The organism is Flavobacterium sp., assembly GCF_044369455.1.
In the GTDB taxonomy this organism is placed as follows: Bacteria; Bacteroidota; Bacteroidia; order Flavobacteriales; family Flavobacteriaceae; genus Flavobacterium.
This window is the reverse complement of record NZ_JBIPLW010000005.1, coordinates 110,487-129,218: the sequence shown is the minus strand read 5'-3', so window position 1 is coordinate 129,218 and position 18,732 is coordinate 110,487. Positions and strand designations below refer to the sequence as shown.

Annotated in this window: 21 protein-coding genes; 17 read left to right on the top strand and 4 right to left on the bottom strand. The window is 33.9% G+C overall.

The window, feature by feature from the left end; all coding sequences use genetic code 11:
• Positions 1-2 precede the first annotated feature (2 nt).
• The 15 genes from ACIQ2L_RS06685 to ACIQ2L_RS06615 all read left to right on the top strand — a co-directional run bounded on the left by ACIQ2L_RS06685 (position 3) and on the right by ACIQ2L_RS06615 (position 11,835).
• Positions 3-1,307, top strand: a complete 1,305-nt coding sequence (locus ACIQ2L_RS06685; RefSeq protein WP_396157371.1) for a 4Fe-4S dicluster domain-containing protein — start codon at positions 3-5, stop codon at positions 1,305-1,307.
• Between the two features lie 78 nt (positions 1,308-1,385).
• Positions 1,386-1,832 (top strand): phosphoheptose isomerase, encoded by a 447-nt coding sequence (locus ACIQ2L_RS06680; RefSeq protein ID WP_396157370.1) that lies wholly within the window; start codon positions 1,386-1,388, stop codon positions 1,830-1,832.
• Between the two features lie 66 nt (positions 1,833-1,898).
• On the top strand, positions 1,899-2,690 hold the full coding sequence (locus tag ACIQ2L_RS06675; RefSeq protein ID WP_396157369.1) for a (Fe-S)-binding protein: 792 nt from the start codon (positions 1,899-1,901) through the stop codon (positions 2,688-2,690).
• Position 2,691: 1 nt separating this feature from the next.
• Positions 2,692-3,297 carry a hypothetical protein gene (locus tag ACIQ2L_RS06670; protein WP_396157368.1) on the top strand — a complete coding sequence of 202 codons (606 nt, stop codon included), beginning with the start codon at positions 2,692-2,694 and terminating at the stop codon, positions 3,295-3,297.
• Between the two features lie 2 nt (positions 3,298-3,299).
• Positions 3,300-3,782: an ABC transporter ATPase gene (locus ACIQ2L_RS06665; protein ID WP_396157367.1), complete on the top strand. Its 483-nt coding sequence runs from the start codon at positions 3,300-3,302 to the stop codon at positions 3,780-3,782.
• A 9-nt stretch (positions 3,783-3,791) separates the two neighbouring features.
• The gene (locus tag ACIQ2L_RS06660) at positions 3,792-6,800 is read left to right on the top strand and encodes a glycoside hydrolase family 3 N-terminal domain-containing protein (RefSeq protein ID WP_396157366.1); all 3,009 of its coding nucleotides are present in this window, start codon (positions 3,792-3,794) and stop codon (positions 6,798-6,800) included.
• A 153-nt stretch (positions 6,801-6,953) separates the two neighbouring features.
• A complete protein-coding gene (locus ACIQ2L_RS06655; protein ID WP_396157365.1) occupies positions 6,954-7,613 on the top strand; it encodes a DUF6985 domain-containing protein in 660 nt (219 codons plus the stop codon).
• A gap of 130 nt (positions 7,614-7,743) precedes the next feature.
• Positions 7,744-7,953 (top strand): hypothetical protein, encoded by a 210-nt coding sequence (locus ACIQ2L_RS06650; RefSeq protein ID WP_396157364.1) that lies wholly within the window; start codon positions 7,744-7,746, stop codon positions 7,951-7,953.
• A 19-nt stretch (positions 7,954-7,972) separates the two neighbouring features.
• Positions 7,973-8,080, top strand: coding sequence for a hypothetical protein (locus ACIQ2L_RS06645; protein ID WP_396157478.1), 108 nt, complete (start codon positions 7,973-7,975; stop codon positions 8,078-8,080).
• Between the two features lie 4 nt (positions 8,081-8,084).
• Positions 8,085-8,396, top strand: coding sequence for a helix-turn-helix domain-containing protein (locus tag ACIQ2L_RS06640; RefSeq protein WP_396157363.1), 312 nt, complete (start codon positions 8,085-8,087; stop codon positions 8,394-8,396).
• Between the two features lie 251 nt (positions 8,397-8,647).
• On the top strand, positions 8,648-8,992 hold the full coding sequence (locus tag ACIQ2L_RS06635; RefSeq protein WP_396157362.1) for a type II toxin-antitoxin system RelE/ParE family toxin: 345 nt from the start codon (positions 8,648-8,650) through the stop codon (positions 8,990-8,992).
• 2 nt (positions 8,993-8,994) lie between these two features.
• Positions 8,995-9,285: a helix-turn-helix domain-containing protein gene (locus tag ACIQ2L_RS06630; protein ID WP_396157361.1), complete on the top strand. Its 291-nt coding sequence runs from the start codon at positions 8,995-8,997 to the stop codon at positions 9,283-9,285.
• Positions 9,286-9,454: 169 nt separating this feature from the next.
• Entirely contained in the window at positions 9,455-9,955 is a 501-nt protein-coding gene (locus tag ACIQ2L_RS06625) for a hypothetical protein (RefSeq protein WP_396157360.1), read from the top strand.
• 324 nt (positions 9,956-10,279) lie between these two features.
• Positions 10,280-11,413 carry an N-acetyl-alpha-D-glucosaminyl L-malate synthase BshA gene (gene bshA, locus ACIQ2L_RS06620; RefSeq protein WP_396157359.1) on the top strand — a complete coding sequence of 378 codons (1,134 nt, stop codon included), beginning with the start codon at positions 10,280-10,282 and terminating at the stop codon, positions 11,411-11,413.
• A complete protein-coding gene (locus tag ACIQ2L_RS06615; RefSeq protein WP_396157358.1) occupies positions 11,410-11,835 on the top strand; it encodes a hypothetical protein in 426 nt (141 codons plus the stop codon). Before bshA ends, ACIQ2L_RS06615 begins: the two co-directional genes overlap by 4 nt.
• A 46-nt stretch (positions 11,836-11,881) precedes the next feature.
• Here ACIQ2L_RS06615 and ACIQ2L_RS06610 read toward each other — a convergent pair whose 3' ends face one another.
• Both ACIQ2L_RS06610 and ACIQ2L_RS06605 read right to left on the bottom strand, forming a co-directional pair.
• Positions 11,882-12,388, bottom strand: a complete 507-nt coding sequence (locus ACIQ2L_RS06610; RefSeq protein ID WP_396157357.1) for an outer membrane protein — start codon at positions 12,386-12,388, stop codon at positions 11,882-11,884.
• 110 nt (positions 12,389-12,498) lie between these two features.
• Positions 12,499-13,329, bottom strand: coding sequence for a UDP-2,3-diacylglucosamine diphosphatase (locus ACIQ2L_RS06605; RefSeq protein ID WP_396157356.1), 831 nt, complete (start codon positions 13,327-13,329; stop codon positions 12,499-12,501).
• 203 nt (positions 13,330-13,532) lie between these two features.
• On the opposite strand from ACIQ2L_RS06605, the gene aroC reads away from it, so the two are divergent.
• Together aroC and ACIQ2L_RS06595 are read left to right on the top strand one after the other, a co-directional pair.
• A complete protein-coding gene (gene aroC / locus ACIQ2L_RS06600) occupies positions 13,533-14,603 on the top strand; it encodes a chorismate synthase (RefSeq protein WP_396157355.1) in 1,071 nt (356 codons plus the stop codon).
• A 180-nt stretch (positions 14,604-14,783) separates the two neighbouring features.
• Entirely contained in the window at positions 14,784-16,049 is a 1,266-nt protein-coding gene (locus tag ACIQ2L_RS06595; protein WP_396157354.1) for a dicarboxylate/amino acid:cation symporter, read from the top strand.
• A 5-nt stretch (positions 16,050-16,054) separates the two neighbouring features.
• Here the strand turns inward: ACIQ2L_RS06595 and ACIQ2L_RS06590 are convergent, their stop codons facing one another.
• Both ACIQ2L_RS06590 and ACIQ2L_RS06585 read right to left on the bottom strand, forming a co-directional pair.
• A complete protein-coding gene (locus ACIQ2L_RS06590; protein ID WP_396157353.1) occupies positions 16,055-16,477 on the bottom strand; it encodes a thiol-disulfide oxidoreductase DCC family protein in 423 nt (140 codons plus the stop codon).
• Between the two features lie 24 nt (positions 16,478-16,501).
• Positions 16,502-18,670 carry a DNA mismatch repair protein MutS gene (locus tag ACIQ2L_RS06585; RefSeq protein WP_396157352.1) on the bottom strand — a complete coding sequence of 723 codons (2,169 nt, stop codon included), beginning with the start codon at positions 18,668-18,670 and terminating at the stop codon, positions 16,502-16,504.
• Positions 18,671-18,732 lie beyond the last annotated feature (62 nt).

Sequence of the window (18,732 nt, the reverse complement as noted above, 5' to 3'; positions counted from 1 at the left end):
TTATGATGTATATTGACAACATTCTTTTTGCAATTATTCTCGTTGTTGGAATTGGCTTTTTTGCTAAAAATGTAAAAAAACTAAAACGCAATATTAATTTAGGACGAGATGTCAACCGTACTGATAATTCGTCAGAACGATGGAAAAATATGGCAATGATTGCTTTAGGGCAATCTAAAATGGTGAAACGACCAATTGCCGGTTTGCTCCACATTATAGTATATGCTGGTTTTGTTATTATAAATATTGAGGTTTTAGAAATTATTATCGACGGACTTTTGGGAACACACCGCGTATTTTCATTTCTCGGAGGATTTTATGGTTTCTTAATTGCTTCTTTTGAAATTCTGGCCGTATTGGTTTTAGTAGCAGTAATCATTTTTTGGATCAGAAGAAATATAATTAAACTCAAACGCTTTGCCAGTTCCGATTTAAAAGGCGCCCCAAAGCAAGATGCTGATACCATTATTTATTTTGAAATTGTCTTGATGACGCTGTTTTTAATAATGAATGCCACTGATTTTCATTTTCAAATGAAGAACTCGGGAAACATTATTTCACAACACATTTCACCCTTATTTTATTCAATGGACTTGGTGCAAGTAGAAATTATTGAAAGAGCTGCTTGGTGGTTGCATATCATTGGTATTTTAGTTTTCCTGAATTACTTATACTTTTCCAAACATTTGCACATTCTTTTAGCGTTTCCAAATACCTATTTTGCTGATTTGAATCCAAAAGGACAATTTGATAATTTAGAAAGTGTCACCAAAGAAGTAAAACTAATGATGGATCCAAACGCCGATCCATTTGCGGCGCAACCTGCTGATGACAATGCGGTGCCGAGTAAGTTTGGTGCCTCTGACGTTCAAGATTTGAACTGGGTGCAATTGCTTAACGCTTATACGTGCACCGAATGTGGTCGTTGTACTTCTTCATGTCCAGCCAATCAAACGGGAAAAAAATTGTCACCCCGTAAAATAATGATGGATACACGTGACCGAATGGAAGAAGTAGGTAGAAATATAGATGCCAACAAGGGCATTTTTGTTCCAGATAATAAATCGTTATTGAATGACTACATCACTCCAGAAGAGCTTTGGGCGTGTACCTCCTGTAACGCTTGCGTAGAAGAATGTCCGGTAAATATTAGTCCATTGTCCATAATCATGGATATGAGACGTTATTTGGTAATGGAACAAAGTGCGGCACCACAATCATTAAACGCAATGATGACTAATATTGAGAATAATGGTGCACCATGGCAGTACAATCAGCAAGATAGATTAAACTGGAAAAACGAATAATAATTACTATTACAAATTACCATAAATGTGAGACTTGGGAATTTGTCAAATGAATGTGAAATATTAAATATTAAAAAAATGAAAACGGAAGACATTGACAAAAGCTTGCAAAGTATCACGGAAAACGGGCAGCATTTAAGTCCAATTTTACCAGAAGGTATAAAAAATTATTTAATCGATATTGACGGAACCGTTTGTGACGATATTCCAAACGAAGAACCAGAACGTATGTTAACGGCCGAAGTTTATCCTGACGCATTGATAACACTAAATAAATGGTATGATGAAGGTCATGTTATATTTTTCTTTACTTCTAGAACTGAAGCGCACAGGGCGTATACTGAAATTTGGTTGAAGAAATACGGATTTAAATATCACGGAATTTTATTTGGTAAACCACGTGGAGGAAATTATCATTGGATTGACAATCACTTAGTGAAAGCAACGCGTTATAGAGGAAAATTTACCGATTTAGTAGATAAAGAAGTTACTATTCAAGTGTTTGATGACGAACATCATGAATAGTATTATTAGATAGTAAGATATAGATTTCAGGTTTTTTTGGGATTTGGAATTTTTAATTTGAAATTTATGAGTGAAGTAGTAAACGTGCCAACCATGGCAGAAATGATGGCTCAAGGCAAGCAACCCGAAGTGTTATTTTGGGTAGGTTGTGCTGGTAGTTTTGACGACAGAGCAAAAAAAATAACCAAAGCATTCGTTCGTATTTTAAATAGAGCTAATGTCGATTTTGCTGTTTTAGGAACAGAAGAAAGTTGTACTGGCGATCCAGCAAAAAGAGCTGGTAATGAGTTCTTGTTTCAAATGCAAGCCATGATGAATATCGAGGTTTTGAATGCCTACGAAGCTAAAAAAATTGTCACTGCTTGTCCGCATTGTTTTAATACCTTAAAAAATGAATATCCTGAATTGGGAGGCAATTATGAAGTTATTCATCACACCGAGTTTTTGAAATCATTATTAGACACAGGAAGATTAACCATTGAAGGCGGGCAGTTCAAAGGAAAAAGAATTACGTTTCACGACCCATGTTATCTCGGAAGAGCAAATAATGTCTATGAAGCACCAAGAGATTTAATTCAAAAATTAGATGCTGAATTGGTTGAAATGAAACGTTCTCGAGCGAATGGTTTGTGCTGTGGTGCTGGTGGTGCACAGATGTTTAAAGATGCTGAACCGGGAAATAAAGAAGTCAATATTGAAAGAACCGAAGATGCACTAGAAACCAATCCCGAAATTATTGCAGCAGGTTGTCCATTCTGCAACACAATGATGACCGATGGAGTTAAAAATAAAGAAAAAGAAGGTGAAATAAAAGTGATGGATATTGCAGAATTAATTGCAAATGCTCAAGATTTATAATATGAAAAAAATACTGCATTTATTCTTACTATTTTCAGCATCAATCAATGCCCAAACGGATGATGTTTATGATGTAATTGCTAAGGAAACCTGTAGCTGCATAGAATCTAAAAAAATAGATATCAATGCGGAAGCTAAAGACAATAAGTTGACTATGACTTTGGGTTTGTGTATGATTGAAAGCTATTCCAAACATAAAATGGAGTTGCCCGAAAAAGATAGAACCGAATTTGGAAATGATAAAGGAATGCAAAATCTTGGCGAGAAAGTAGCCATTAAAATGGTTTCTCATTGTCCAGACTATATAATTGCATTAGGACAAATGGAAGATGAAGAAAGTACAACAGAGGTGAAGCAATTAACGATCGAAGGTAAGGTAACGGATATAGAGACCAAACAATTTGTATCGATTAAGTTAAAAGATAAAAATAACCGATCGCACAATTTACTTCTATTAAACTATTTTGAAACGGCTTCTCTTTACACCGAAGGAACTATAAAATCAGGAACAGAGCTTATTGTTGGTTATGACGAATTTGAAATGTATGATCCTGAAGCTAAAGATTTTAAGTATTTTAAAATTATAACTAGTTTACAAAAAAAATAAAAATGTTTATACCATTTGAAAATTTACCCGAAGATTCTAAAATTTGGATTTATCAATCCAACCGAAAATTTTCGGACGAAGAAATGGCTGAAATAGATGATGACTTAAAGTTATTTATCGAAAATTGGGCTGCTCACGGAACGGCTTTAGAAGCTTCTTATCTTTTGAAATACAATCGTTTTATTATTCTTGCAGTAAATCAGGAAGTGCAACAGGCAACTGGATGTTCTATAGATTCGTCGGTAGCATTCATTCAAAATTTAGAACAAAAATACAAGGTTGATTTACTAGATAAAATGAATGTAACCTTCAAAAATGGCGAGCATATTGCACATAAATCATTACTCGATTTCAAACGTATGGCCAAAGAAAAAGCCGTTACAGATCATACGATTGTTTTTAATAATCTTGTTAATACCATCGAAGAATTTAACGAAAACTGGGAAGTTCCTGCTAGCGAAAGCTGGCATAGTCGTTTCTTTTAATCATAGTACATGAAAAGGCTTTTATGCAGTATAGGTTTAGGCACGGGATTGCTATTTTTAGTTACGAATTGTTCGTCGACAAAACTTGTAAATAAATCCATACCAATTTTTCCAAAAGCTGATATTATAGCAGACGAAGAAGTTTACATTCCACATTTAAAATCCGATCGGAAAAACTTTTTTCCCAAAACTTCTTCGGAAACACGATGGGTAGATAGTATTTATAATCAAATGTCTTTTGATGAAAAAGTAGGGCAATTGTTTATGGTTGCTGCCTATTCAAACAAAGACACTATACACACTAACGCAGTTGAAAAATTAGTTCGCGATTATAAAATTGGAGGACTAATCTTTTTTCAAGGTGGACCAATGCGTCAGGCGAGATTGACAAACAAATACCAATCGATAGCAAAAGTGCCTTTATTTATAGGAATTGATGCGGAATGGGGATTGAGTATGCGAATAGATTCAACTTTCCGTTATCCTTTTAACATGACTTTGGGTGCAATCAAGGATTTAAAACTTGTTGAGGAAGTGGGCGCCAGCTTGGCTAAAGAAAGCAAAAGAATGGGAATTCATTTTAATTTTGCTCCCGTTTTAGATATCAATACGAATCCAAAAAATCCAATTATCGGTTACCGCTCTTTCGGTGAAAATAAAGTAAATGTGACCGAACACGCTATCGCACTTATGAATGGTGCGCAAAATCAGGGTGTTTTCTCTACCGGAAAACATTTTCCCGGACACGGAGATACCGCTACAGATTCACACAGTACATTACCCGTTGTAAAGGCATCACTCGAACATATTGATAAAGTAGAATTATATCCCTACAAAAGAATGTTTGATGAAGGTTTAGTTTCGGTTATGGTAGCGCATCTCAATATTCCTAGCTTAGAGCCAAGAGAAGGTTATCCTACTTCTGTATCTTATAATGTAGTATCAAATTTACTTAAAGGCGAATTGGGTTTTGATGGACTTATTTTTACCGATGCTCTAAATATGAAAGGTGCCAGCAACTTCAGAAAACCGGGTGATATCGACTTAGAAGCTTTTATGGCAGGGAATGACATTTTGCTTTTTGCAGAAAACGTGCCGCTTGCTACCGAAAAAATATGCATGGCCTATCAGGATAGCCTTATTACCGACAAAAGATTAGCCGAATCGGTAAAGAAGATTTTACGCTATAAGTTTAAGGCAGGATTAAATAACTACAAACCTATCGAAGGGATTAATTTGTATAATGATTTGAATCCAAAATCGAATGAAACATTACAATATGAATTATATGAAAATGCAGTTACGGTCGTAAAAAATGATGGAAGCATTCTCCCAATAAAAAATTTAAATCAGAAAATTGCCTACGTAAAATTAGGTGATGATTCCAACAGTTCATTCGTTACTACTTTAAAGAAATATACTGAAGTCACCGAAGTTTCAGATACCAATATCGATAGCTTAATGACTAAATTAATCGATTATGAAACTGTAATCATTGGATATCATAAATCGGACAAATCTTGGTGGAAATCGCCAGAGCTTACTGTTCCTGAATTGCAAATAATTGATTCTATTGCTTCTAAAAAGAAAGTAATTATAGATTGTTTCGCCAAACCTTATTCCTTATCAAGAATATTAAATTTTGATGAAATACCCGGCGTAATCGTTTCGTATCAAAATGGCGATATTGTTCAAGAAGTTTCTGCCGAAATAATCTTTGGAGCGATAGATGCCAAAGGATTGCTTCCTGTTTCTATCAATAGTACCTTAAAGGCCGGCGACGGAATCACAACTCAAAAGCTCAACCGATTGGGATTTTCAATTCCAGAAAGAGTAGGCATGAGTTCAGAGAAACTCAAGCAAATCGAAACCTATGCTCAAAAGGCCATCTACGGTAAAATGGCGCCAGGAATGCAAATTTTAGTAGCTAGAAAAGGAAAAGTTATATATCAAAAATCATTCGGAAAACAAACCTATGAAGGTGATGTAAAAGTAAATAATAATGATGTATACGATGTTGCATCAGTAACAAAAATGGTGGCCACTTTGCCCAACATAATGCAAGTTTATGACCAAAAGAAAGTTACACTTGAAACTACTCTAGGCGAAATGTTACCTATATTTAAAGGATCAAACAAACAACAAATAACATTTAAAGAATTATTGTCGCACTATGGTCGAATGCAAGCTTGGATTCCGTTTTACAAAGCTACTTTAGATTCATCAAAGATGCCAATGGAGAAATACTATCGAAAAGTGTATAGTGAAGGGTTTACCAAAAGAGTTTCAGACAGTTTGTATGTAAGAGATGATTATCATGATACGATTATGAAACAAATCATCAACAGTCCATTAATAGAAAAAAAAGAATACCGTTATAGTGACTTTACCTTCATTATTTTGAAACAATATCTCGAAAAAGTAATGAACAAACATCTAGACGAATTGGCAGCCGATAATTTCTATAAAACACTGGGAATGAATAATACGTTATTCAATCCGTTAACTAAATTTGAGAAAAAAAGAATTATCCCAACAGAAATTGATTCTTACTTTCGCCATGATACCATTCAAGGTTATGTTCACGATATGGAAGCCGCGATGGAAGGTGGAGTTGGTGGGCATGCCGGAATATTTTCTAATGCGATGGATATTGCCAAAATGATGCAAATGTATTTGCAAAAAGGAAATTATGGTGGAGTTCAATACTTTTCAGAAACTACGTTCAAGGATTTTAATACGTGTTGGTTTTGTGCTGAAGGCAATCGTCGTGGACTAGGATTTGATAAACCGCAACTCAGTGGTGCTGGACCAACCTGCGGTTGCGTATCGATGTCTAGTTTTGGACATACGGGTTTTACAGGAACCATAGCTTGGGCCGACCCAGCCACTGAGATTATTTATGTTTTTCTTTCCAACAGGACGTATCCCGATTCAAATTTACCCAACAAACTATCTAAAGAAAATATTAGAGAGGATATTCAAAAGGTAATTCAGGATGCAATTATTGAAAAATAGTGTTTTAGATAGCCAAAAAGTATTTTTTTTAGTTTTCACCGCTTATTTTTTTATATTCGTATCTTACAGCTGTGAAATTGTTTTGCGCATATATATGAGTTAGTGCGCATATTTATGAGTTATGGGCAAGCTTAAGCGGCAACAATAAAGACAATGAGCAAGGAAATTACTTCAAGAATAATTGGACAACTTAAACAAGAAGAAAGGTTTCCTGACTGGTGGAAAAGTGCAGGAATTGAAATTCCATTTTTTGACAACGAAAAGTTGACAATAACATTTATGGACTTTGAACCTGAATATGACAAGTATTTTGTTGAAGAAGCCGACCAAGCGTTAACAAATTTCCTTAAACATACATCTACCGATAGAAACTTAATTTCTGACCTTGCTCATAAGAACTGTAAGGACTTTTTAGATGCAGTTGGTTTTGACGAAGCAGACGAGCCTTTAAGACAAATAAATAAACAAGACGAAATTTGGAAATTTATTCACCCGACAGAAATTTATGTGACAAGGCGACACAGAAGAGATAATGATATTTATATACAAATTGCTTGTGAGTGTGATTGGGAACAAGAACACGGACTTCAACTTGTGTTTAGACAAGGAAAAAAACTGACAAGAATAAGTGACCAAGATGGGCATTTAACCGAAGCTGATGCTTACGACAAACCTGACGAGGAAGACGAATTATTATCACATTACAACAATGGAACGACAAGAAAGCCAGCCCATAACAGCACCTTGCCAAAAGCGGGGCGTTCGTGGTGGCAGAAACTTTTCGGCTCCGAATACACATTAGTGGTAGCTTGACAGATGGTGCTTCGAAAGCCCCGCCTTCGCCAAGCTGCAAACCGTCAGCAATCCGCCCCGAAATTCTAAGAAAATTTGTTTCTTAAAAAGGAAACTTATATCTTTACCCAAAATAATTTAAAAGCTTCAAATGGAATATAAATTCAAAGTTGAATTTCTTGAGCCAGTAATTGATTTTTTGGAAAGTTTAGATCAAAAGTCAAGAGAAAAAATACTTTACAATATTTGGAAATCAAGAAGTGTAAATGATAATGAATTATTCAAAAAACTTGATGGAGAAATTTGGGAATTTAGAACTTTATACAATAAGCAATATATGATTACTTGCTTTTTGGGATAAATCCAATAAACAAGATACAATCGTAGTTTCGTCAAATGGTTTTATAAAGAAAACAGACAAAACTCCAAAAACAGAAATAGAAAAAGCTGAAGCTTTAAGAATAAAATATTTTAACGAAAAAAAATAATATTATGAAAACATATAGTTTAGATGAAGTAACTGATAAATTCGTTGGAAAAAAAGGAACTCAAAATAGAGATGCTTTTGAAAATGAATTAAAGCTAGAGCTTATTGGTCAAACAATCAAGCAAATCCGTAAAGAAAGAAACTTGACGCAAGAACAGTTAGGTAAATTAGTTGGTGTAAAAAAAGCACAAATTTCGAAAATTGAAAATAGCTTAACTGATGCAAGATTTGACACAATAATGAAAGTTTTCAAAGCACTCAATGCGAAGGTTAATTTCAATGTTGAGATACTAAATCAGAAAGTTGCAATTCTGTAAATAAATTGCCGAACGCACAACAGCAGTAACCGTTACACAACCTCTCCAAAAGACTATCCCGAAGTTACGGGATGTTGCATGGTTTAAAATAAGAAAAATATGTTTTTCTTACAAGTAATTTTTATATTTGTTTGTGGATTGTGGAATTTTTTTCACAGTCTGACGTTAGCAGACATGGCCAAAAATCTGCAAATCAAGAAAATTTACTTTAAAATTTGGAATCAATGTAACTTTTAAGTTACCTTTGAAAAATGAAAGTGCGTGAAGTTATAGCATATGAAAATCACTTTGAAGAATTTCTTCTTGAACAACCTCATAAAGTTCAAGATAAAATATTCAAAATAATTGAGGCTATTGAAACTTTGGAAAGAGTTCCTGCTAATTATTTGAAATCAATTGAAGGAACAAATGGGCTTTATGAAGCTAGAATTCAACTTGGCTCAAACATTTGGCGTGTATTCTGCTTCTTTGACAATGGGAAACTCGTCATTCTACTTAACGGCTTTCAAAAGAAAACGCAGAAGACACCAAAAAATGAAATGGAAAAAGCGTTGAAATTAATGACTAAATATTACACAGAAAAAAAATCTAAATAACTATGGAAACTAAAAGCTGGAAAGAAATTAAAAATAATGTTTACGGTGAAAAAGGAACCGAAAGACGTGACGAACTTGAAAGAGAATTCCAAGGCTTTAAAATTGGTTTGCTTTTAAAAAAGGCGCGTGAAGAAAAACATCTAACTCAAACAGAACTTGGAGATTTAGTTGACAAGAAAAGAGAATATATTTCCAGAATAGAAAATAATGGAAGTAATTTGACTCTCAAAACTTTGTATGATATTGTGGAAAAAGGGTTGGGCGGAAAAGTGAAAATTCAAATCGAGTTATAGCTACGTCTGCTAACCGTTCTCGCAATTGAGAATTTTATAGTATACTCAAGTTCACGTTTCGCAAGAATTTTTATCTTTAACGGAAAATAAACGTTTACGAAGTTCGCAACAGTCGTGTAGACACGGTAACTTTAGTGGCTATTCTGTCCGAAATCGTACAAAAAGAACTATGAAAAAATCCTATTATGTATTTTTATTGTTTTCAATTTTTGGATGTTCTCAAACTTCGAAAGAAAAATTATTTGTTGGATATGAACCAATCATGTGGATTAAAGACAAAAACGGAAAGGAGACAAATGAGGATTTTGAAAATCCAAATCAAAAATGGTTTCACAAAAATCTATTGAAAATTAAAAAAGATAGTGTTTATCTCGATAGAGTTCCAATTTCTAAAATTGGAAAGAAAACTTTATATTCGTCATCTGATGGCGGATTTTATTATTATATTGGAATTGTAAAAACCGAAAATGGTCAAAAAATAATCGAACTTACTGAAATAAGTTGTGATTATTGTCCTGAATTAGTTCCAGAAAATCCAAAAGAAGTAATTAAGAAAAGAAAACTTTTTGGAAAGATTACTGAAAATGGAATTGAAATAAATAATGTAAAATTCTCTAATTTACAATATTCTGACACAAAACTAGCAAGTGAATATCTCAATAGAAAATAAGTACAGCCAATAACAGCCGTTCGAGAGATAGCGAAAAATCTTCAAAATTCACATTTTTCTTTCGCAAGAATTTTTATCTTAATGAAAAATAAATGGTAAAAAAAATATAATATTTAGTAAAGCTAAGCAAAAACATTCGCTAAGTAGCGGTAGGGCAAAGAAACTCCCTTATTTATTAGATATATTCGTTTTCTTTTGAAAACTATTTTTAGACTATTTTTTCCAACAGGAATTCAAGAAGCGATTATTGCGAAATAATCTTTAACATTGATTTAAAGTTTTTCGTTTCTATTTTTCTTAAATTCGTAGCAACAAAAAAATATCATGAAAATAGCCATTGTATGCTATCCGACTTTCGGAGGTAGTGGAGTAGTAGCAACCGAGTTAGGGCTTGAACTGGCTCATCGAGGTCATGAGATACATTTTATTACCTACCGGCAACCGGTGCGTTTGGCGCTATTGAACTCCAATGTGCATTATCATGAAGTGAATGTACCCGAATATCCTTTGTTTCACTATCAACCCTATGAACTGGCATTATCAAGCAAGTTGGTTGATATGGTCAAACTCTATAAAATAGAATTGTTGCATGTGCATTATGCCATACCACATGCCTATGCGGGATATATGGCAAAACAAATGCTCAAAGACGAAGGCATCAATCTACCCATGGTAACCACACTTCACGGAACAGACATCACTTTAGTTGGAAATCATCCGTTTTATAAAACTGCTGTCAATTTTAGCATTAATAAATCTGATATTGTAACTTCGGTTTCTCAAAGTTTAAAAGACGATACTATTAAACTGTTCAATATCAAAAAAGAAATACATGTTATCCCTAACTTTATCGAATTGGATAAAATACGTAATGAAAGTTTAATTTCCTGTCAACGTTCGGTAATGGCTAATAAGAATGAACGCATAGTAACCCATATCAGTAACTTTAGAAAAGTAAAACGCATTCCAGATATTATTAGAATATTTGATAAAATTCAACAAAAAATTCCATCCAAATTGATGATGGTTGGTAACGGTCCAGAAAAAGCTAATGCAGAACAACTTTGTGAACAATTAGGCATACAAGACAAAGTTATTTTCTTCGGAAATAGCCACGAAATAGATCAAATATTATCCTATTCTGATTTGTTTTTGCTCCCATCAGAAACAGAAAGTTTTGGTTTAGCAGCTCTCGAAGCCATGGCTTGGAGTGTCCCTGTAATATCGAGTAATTCAGGTGGTTTGCCCGAAGTTAATTTTAATGGAGTATCGGGATATTTGAGCAATGTAGGTGATATAGAAGACATGGCTGCTAATGCTATAAAAATACTTTCTGACGAGGCTACTTTGGCTCAGTTTAAGGGAAAAGCATTAGGAGTTGCACAACAATTCGATATCAAAAACATTCTCCCTTTATATGAGAATTTATACCAACGAGCAATACAAAATTCCAAATGAGAAAATTCCTTTCTTTAGTATTAATTACCATGTTTCTTGCTTGTACATCAACCAAGAATGTTGCAAACCAAACTCTATTTGAAGTATTGATTGTAAATAATGATGGAGGCGCCAATATAAAATTTTACGAAGTATTGACGGAGTCCAAAGAAATAAAAATGCTATTAGGAGACGAAAATTTAGCTAAATTGATTAAACCAAAAGATATCAACGAAAGCAGTTTCTTGATTTTAAATACCGGACCAACGAAAGAACCTTACAATAGGATGAAGATTGAAAAAGTAATAGAAACTGCAACTCAAATAGAAGTATTTCTTAAAGATTCTCAAAAGAACATAGAAGAAACCGCAATAGACGACACCACAAAATATCCCTATACGGTAGTAAAAGTCAACTCGAAGAAACCAATTGTTATTAAATAAAAAATCCCGATCTTTTATGACGGGATTTTAGTTATGTCGTTATTTATTAAAATCGGTAACGAATACCAAGAGCGATGTCCGGTCCGAAACGATCGTAATTATCAAAATCACTTCTGTTATCACCAAAGTATAATTCAGGTCTGAAGTCTAAAGACAATTGTATTGGAGCTTCTTTAAAATTATATTCGATTCCAATATCACCAGCAGCTAAAAGGAATGTTCCTCCATCTGGATCAGAATTGCCTGGTCCATTATAACTCCAGCTTCCTAAACCAGCTCCAATACCTGCATACCAATTGAAACCCCCATCAATGTTCCATACCCATTGGTATAAACCAACTATTTTTAAGGCATCGACATCATTACTGTTTCTCCAACCTAAATCCAATTCTAAACGATTGTTTTTAGACAAACCTCTTTGATAAGAAACTTCTCCTCCAAAACCATCGTTGTCTCCTAAACGAAGTCCTAATGCATTCTTCGAAATGTCCTGAGCCTGAGCGCTAAACGCTAATCCAATTAGCATAAAAGCAGATAAAATGATTTTTTTCATTTTTTGATTATTAAATTATTTTTGGCAAAGTTGACAAAAATAATGCCATTATACTTATATAATAGTACAAATTTATTATATAATTTCTGACCAAAATAATCAGTTATTACTTATTTTTCTTTTGTAAAAATTATCGATGCGATAAGTTGCTGACTGATATAATCTTCCATCTCAAATAAATCTTCTTCTTCACGCTCCGTATGGTCTTCATATCGATACAATTTCCATCGTCTGTTGTTGTATTCTAATGCGGTGAGGTTTTCAACCCAATCTCCTGAATTCAAATATAAAGTCGAACCATTTTTGTTTTCTTTCTTTATAATTTTGGGTTCATGAATATGCCCACAAATGACATAGTCATAGTCTTTTTCAATGGCCAAGTCGGTGGCCGTAGTTTCAAAATCTGATATAAATTTTACTGCCGATTTAACGCTGGCTTTTATTTTCTTGGAAAAGGAGTAAGGTTCTTTTCCGAGTTTTTTTAAACACCAATTCATAAATCGATTAGTCAGTATTAAATAGTCATATCCATAACCACCCAATTTGGCTATCCATTTTGAATGTTGTACCGATGCATCAAATACATCTCCATGAAAAATCCAAGCCTTCTTATAATCTAAATCCAGAACAAGCTTATCTAAAATAGTAATATTACCAATACTCGAATCACTAAATTTGCGTAGCATTTCGTCATGATTTCCAGTAATATAATATACTTTAGTGCCTTTAGATGCTAGGTCAATAATTTTCTTTATGACTTTTAAATGTGATTTTGGGAAATACGATTTTCTAAATTGCCAAATGTCGATGATGTCTCCGTTTAACACTAAAATCTTCGGTTTTATTGTGGATAAATAGTAGCTTAGTTCTTTAGCATGTGATCCAAAAGTACCTAAGTGAACATCAGAAATGACTACTACATCTAAGTTTCTTTTTTTCAAAATAAATCAATTATAGCGTTTTACAAATTAATAAACTATAGTTTAAATCAATTAAAAGAAAATGTTATTAAATTTCAATAATTAATAGTCTCAATGTTAACTTTTTGATATTTGGCTTTACTACTTTCAACTTAAACTCTATATTTGTTAACCTGAGTCTCGGCCTGAAGTTGAGACGAATTATACAAAGTAAAAAAAAACATATGGCTGGTAATAGCTACGGAACTCTTTTTAAACTCACTACTTTCGGTGAATCTCACGGAGAAGCATTAGGCGGAATCATAGATGGGTGTCCGGCTGGAATCTCACTTGATTTTATGGCTATTCAAACCGAAATGCAACGCCGAAAACCAGGGCAATCTTCTATAGTTACCCAACGAAAAGAAGAAGATGAAGTACAATTTTTATCCGGATTATTTGAAGGCAAAACAACCGGAACACCAATAGGTTTTATCATTCCAAACACCAACCAAAAGTCTGATGATTACTCCCATAGTAAAGATAATTATCGACCGAGTCATGCTGATTATGTATATGAGAAAAAATACGGAATTCGGGACTATCGCGGCGGTGGTAGAAGTTCAGCTCGAGAGACTGCTTGTAGAGTAGTTGCTGGAGCCATTGCTAAACAAATGTTGCCAAACATTAAAATCAATGCTTTTGTTTCATCTGTTGGTGAACTATTTATCGACAAACCATACCAAGAATTAGATTTTTCGTTAACAGAAACCAACGCCATTCGTTGCCCAGATGTAGACACTGCTGAAAAAATGGAAAACTACATCAAAGAAATTCGAAAAGAAGGCGATACTGTTGGTGGTACGATTACCTGTGTTTTGCAAAATGTTCCCATCGGATTAGGCGAACCTGTTTTTGATAAATTGCATGCCGAATTAGGAAAAGCCATGCTTTCTATTAATGCAGTAAAGGGCTTTGAATTTGGAAGCGGATTTTGTGGCGCCAAGATGAAAGGTAGCGAACACAACGATTTATACAACGAAGATGGAACAACCAAAACCAACCTTTCTGGCGGTATTCAAGGCGGAATCTCCAATGGAATGGATATTTATTTCCGAGTAGCTTTCAAACCGGTGGCTACTTTAATTCAAAAGCAAGAAGTATTAACCAATGAAAGTAAATTGTTAGAACAACAAGGCAAAGGAAGACACGATCCTTGCGTGGTGCCACGTGCGGTTCCCATTGTAGAAGCTATGGCTGCATTAGTATTGGCCGATTTTTATTTATTAAGTAAAACCTATAATCCAAATTTTTAGAAGCTATTACAGCTGTGCGTTACATGGTTGTTTGTATAATTCTTTTTTTCAATAATCTAAAACCTGCTTCCTTAGGTCGCAGTTTTTAGTCAAGAAAAAATAGAATTTTTCGTAACAATGCTTTCCACTTCTACCTGCCTGTCGGCAGACAGGTCGGAGCTAAAACAAATTCAACTTATTATGAACACAAACGAAAATCATCAAACCAAAAAAAAATCTTTCTTCAGTAACCTTACGGTGCAAATACTTATTGCAATGTTTCTTGGAGCACTTTTGGGAATTTTTATTCACAACAATTACTCCGAAACTGGTGCAAAAGAGTTTAGTGGCTATATTAAAATGTTGGCTACTATTTTCATTCGCTTAGTGCAAATGATTATTTCTCCTTTGGTTTTTACAACATTAGTAGTTGGAATTGCAAAATTAGGCGATATCAAATCCGTTGGAAGAATAGGAGGAAAGGCGATGGGTTGGTTTTTTACAGCTTCGTTTATTTCATTATTAATTGGAATGTTCTGGGTAAATACATTGCAACCCGGATTTGGTTTAGAACTAGGAAAGTTAGACGTATCAACCGCTTCCGAAGTGGTCGAAAAAACAGAAGGATTTTCGGCTCAGAATTTTGTAGAACACATCATTCCAAAAAGTATCGTAGAAGCTATGGCAACTAATGAAATTTTACAAATTGTAATTTTTTCTATCTTTTTTGGATTAGCCGCTGCATCTATAGGTGATTATGCTAAACCTGTAGTGAATGCTTTAGATAAAACGTCGCATATTGTATTAAAAATGGTAAACTATGTGATGAAGTTTGCGCCAATTGGAGTATTTGGAGCTATAGCCGGCGTATTTGCTATTCGAGATTTAAATGAATTATTACTGACCTATGCCAAGTTCTTTGGTTCTTTTTTAGTTGGCATTTCGACACTTTGGTTTGTACTATTATTAGTAGGTTATATTTTCTTAAAAAGCAGAATGACTACCTTATTAAAACATATTGTTAGTCCGCTAATTATCGCATTTGGTACTACGAGTTCAGAAGCGGTTTTTCCAAAATTAACAGAAGAATTAGAACGGTTTGGTGTTAAGGATAAAATCGTTTCGTTCATGTTGCCCTTGGGCTATTCGTTTAACCTTGACGGAAGTATGATGTACATGACTTTTGCCAGTATCTTTATTGCACAAGCCTACGGAGTGCAACTTGATTTTGGTACACAAATGACTATGCTTTTGGTGTTGATGCTTACCAGCAAAGGTATTGCAGGTGTTCCAAGGGCCAGTTTGGTTGTTGTTGCCGCCACTTGCGGGATGTTTAAAATCCCAATTGAAGGTATCGCTTTAATTCTGCCTATTGACCATTTTTGCGATATGTTTAGAAGCGCTACTAATGTTTTAGGCAATGCGCTTGCTACATCTGTAGTTGGAAAATGGGAGAAAGAGGATTAATTTATTTATTCTAAAAATTTAGCTTTCAATTCGGGTGTTGGAATCATACAGCTATCGTTTTTACCAAACCATTTGAAACGATTCTTTGCTATATAATCATAAACGATGTCTCGTAATGGTGTTGGCAAAATCTTAAACAGGAGCCCATAATTAAAAATTCCTTGTAGTGATTTTGTGATTTCAATTACAGCAGTCGATTTATAATAATATGCTATTCCAGGTAGATACAAAACAACACTATCAATATTTTTATCTGCTATTCCAATATGTTTCTGAATTTTTTGTCCCAATTCCGATTGCAGTGACACAAATCGAAACACATCTTTTTCATCATGTTTAATTACGTATTGAACAGACGCATTGCAAAGATTGCAAACCCCATCAAAGAGAATTATTTTTTTGTCTTTTGGTAAATCTGAAATTTCCATATTTATGCTGAATTTATTTCAGTATTATTTTGCTTGAACATATTCCAATTGTTCTACGTTTACTTTTGAAGTAAAAACACCATAATTCACCACAGCTTTATTCTTTTCAATCTTATCTATAGTGCCGATTGCTTTTCCGTCAATCATTCGGACCCGATCTCCAATTTTTAAAGCCACTTTTGGTTTATCGGCTTCGGCTTTTTGTGCTTTTACTTTTTTCTCTTTTTTTACTTCTCTTATTTCTTCAACCTTTACTTGAACTTCTTCAATAACTTTCTTTTTGATGATTTCTTTTGCAACGCGTTCTTTTACTGTCGCTTTTGTACGTTTAGAGTTTTCTATTTCAACTATTTTTAAGAATTCACCAATAAGCACTTTTTTATCTTTGTTATTAAAGTACTTTTCTGAAATACCATCAATCTTTTGTCCCATATATATTAAGCGCTGATTAGCATCAAACAATTCCTGATAACGCTCTAACTTTTCCTGAATTTTCACATTAATTGATTCCATTTTTTTTCCTTCTTCACGCGCTTTGGTTTCTTCTTCCTTCAGGTTTAGCGACGTTTTTTCTAGTTTAGAGCGCTCTTTCTGGAGTGTGGCAATGGTTTTGTCAAAACGCACTTTTCCACCTTCTATTTTCTTTTTGGCGCGATTAATTAATCCGAACGGAATTCCGTTTTTCTGAGCCACTTCAAAAGTAAATGAACTTCCTGCTTGTCCTAAAATCAACTTATACATGGGTTCTAATGACTTTTCGTCAAAAAGCATATTGGCATTACTAGCAAAGGGTAATTCGTTGGCTAATATTTTTAAATTAGAATAATGTGTTGTGATTATTCCGAAAGCTTCTCTATGGTAAAACTCTTCTAGAAAAATTTCAGCCAAAGCACCACCTAATTCTGGATCTGAACCTGTACCAAATTCATCAATTAGAAACAACGTTTTAGCATTACATTTTTTTAAAAAGTAATTCATGTTCTTTAACCGATAACTGTAGGTACTTAAATGATTTTCAATAGATTGATTGTCTCCAATATCGGTTAGAATTCTGTCAAATAAAAACGTTTTGCTGCGTTCATGCACTGGAATTAAAATCCCACATTGAAGCATCAATTGCAGTAAGCCAACCGTTTTTAAAGAGATTGTTTTTCCACCTGCATTGGGTCCAGAAATGACAATAATGCGGTTTTCATTTTTTAATTCAATGGTTTGCGGAAACGTTTTTTCTTTTTTTTCTAGATTATTTAAATACAAAATAGGATGGAAGGCATCTCTAAAATACATTTCTTTTTCGGTTGTAATTGATGGTAAAACCGCATTGATTTTGCGAGCATATTTCGCTTTGGCTGCCACCACATCAATATCACTAAGAAACTCTTGATACTGTTTTAATAATTCTAGAAAGGGTCGAATATCATTAGACAATTTCTTTAGAATTCGTGTTATTTCCTCTCGTTCTTCATATTCTAAATTACTCAATTCTCTTGAATAACGTAGGGTTGCTTCGGGTTCGATATAAGCGATGCTTCCTGTCTTTGAACTGCCTAAAATAGAACCTTTTACTTTTCGTCTGTACATTGCTAAAACCGCTAAAACCCTACGATTTTCAACAAAACTTTCTTTAATTTCATCTAAATAACCTAGTGAATTGTATTGACTCATGGCTTGTCCAAAGCTTTGATTGACTTTGCCACGAACCACACTCATATCCCTGCGAATGTTAATTAAATCGGGTGAAGCATTGTCTTTGATTTCACCATATTTATCTACAATTTCATCTATTTTTTGAATGATGTATTTGGTATATTCTACTTGAGTTGCTCTTTCGTTTAGCTTTGGATAATAATTAATAAATTTTTTAAAGAATAATAGCAGCACATTTACGGTTTCGGAAAGTGTGGCAATTTTTCTGAAACTTCCAACTTCTAAGAAACTATCTTCTATAGCAAGAAATTTTAAATCATTAGTCAGCGTATCGAAACCGTGATTGGGAATAGCATTGTTATTGGTAAAAGAGGACAGATATTCAGACGTTTGTAGCAAGGCATTCATTAAATTTTCCTTATGGCTAAATGGAACAATTTGTAATGCTTTTTGTTTTCCGATTTCAGTATTACATGTATCTGAAATGGTTTGCAAAACGGTGTTAAATTCTAAATCTTGTAATGTTTTAGTGGTAATCGATATCATTAAATCAGTATCTATGGTTCAAAGTTACAAAGGTTGCCTTCCATATTGCAATAGAAAATGGT

Excerpts from the sequence above, each read along its gene's own strand:
- ACIQ2L_RS06650 (WP_396157364.1), top strand. The coding sequence starts at position 7,744 with ATGGAATATAAATTCAAAGTTGAATTTCTTGAGCCAGTAATTGATTTT.
- ACIQ2L_RS06615 (WP_396157358.1), top strand. The coding sequence starts at position 11,410 with ATGAGAAAATTCCTTTCTTTAGTATTAATTACCATGTTTCTTGCTTGT.
- aroC (WP_396157355.1), top strand. The coding sequence starts at position 13,533 with ATGGCTGGTAATAGCTACGGAACTCTTTTTAAACTCACTACTTTCGGT.
- ACIQ2L_RS06680 (WP_396157370.1), top strand. The coding sequence starts at position 1,386 with ATGAAAACGGAAGACATTGACAAAAGCTTGCAAAGTATCACGGAAAAC.
- ACIQ2L_RS06625 (WP_396157360.1), top strand. The coding sequence starts at position 9,455 with ATGAAAAAATCCTATTATGTATTTTTATTGTTTTCAATTTTTGGATGT.
- ACIQ2L_RS06630 (WP_396157361.1), top strand. The coding sequence starts at position 8,995 with ATGGAAACTAAAAGCTGGAAAGAAATTAAAAATAATGTTTACGGTGAA.
- ACIQ2L_RS06655 (WP_396157365.1), top strand. The coding sequence starts at position 6,954 with ATGAGCAAGGAAATTACTTCAAGAATAATTGGACAACTTAAACAAGAA.
- ACIQ2L_RS06685 (WP_396157371.1), top strand. The coding sequence starts at position 3 with ATGATGTATATTGACAACATTCTTTTTGCAATTATTCTCGTTGTTGGA.
- ACIQ2L_RS06595 (WP_396157354.1), top strand. The coding sequence starts at position 14,784 with ATGAACACAAACGAAAATCATCAAACCAAAAAAAAATCTTTCTTCAGT.
- ACIQ2L_RS06610 (WP_396157357.1), bottom strand. The coding sequence starts at position 12,388 with ATGAAAAAAATCATTTTATCTGCTTTTATGCTAATTGGATTAGCGTTT.
- ACIQ2L_RS06670 (WP_396157368.1), top strand. The coding sequence starts at position 2,692 with ATGAAAAAAATACTGCATTTATTCTTACTATTTTCAGCATCAATCAAT.
- ACIQ2L_RS06585 (WP_396157352.1), bottom strand. The coding sequence starts at position 18,670 with ATGATATCGATTACCACTAAAACATTACAAGATTTAGAATTTAACACC.
- ACIQ2L_RS06635 (WP_396157362.1), top strand. The coding sequence starts at position 8,648 with ATGAAAGTGCGTGAAGTTATAGCATATGAAAATCACTTTGAAGAATTT.
- bshA (WP_396157359.1), top strand. The coding sequence starts at position 10,280 with ATGAAAATAGCCATTGTATGCTATCCGACTTTCGGAGGTAGTGGAGTA.
- ACIQ2L_RS06590 (WP_396157353.1), bottom strand. The coding sequence starts at position 16,477 with ATGGAAATTTCAGATTTACCAAAAGACAAAAAAATAATTCTCTTTGAT.
- ACIQ2L_RS06665 (WP_396157367.1), top strand. The coding sequence starts at position 3,300 with ATGTTTATACCATTTGAAAATTTACCCGAAGATTCTAAAATTTGGATT.
- ACIQ2L_RS06660 (WP_396157366.1), top strand. The coding sequence starts at position 3,792 with ATGAAAAGGCTTTTATGCAGTATAGGTTTAGGCACGGGATTGCTATTT.
- ACIQ2L_RS06640 (WP_396157363.1), top strand. The coding sequence starts at position 8,085 with ATGAAAACATATAGTTTAGATGAAGTAACTGATAAATTCGTTGGAAAA.
- ACIQ2L_RS06675 (WP_396157369.1), top strand. The coding sequence starts at position 1,899 with ATGAGTGAAGTAGTAAACGTGCCAACCATGGCAGAAATGATGGCTCAA.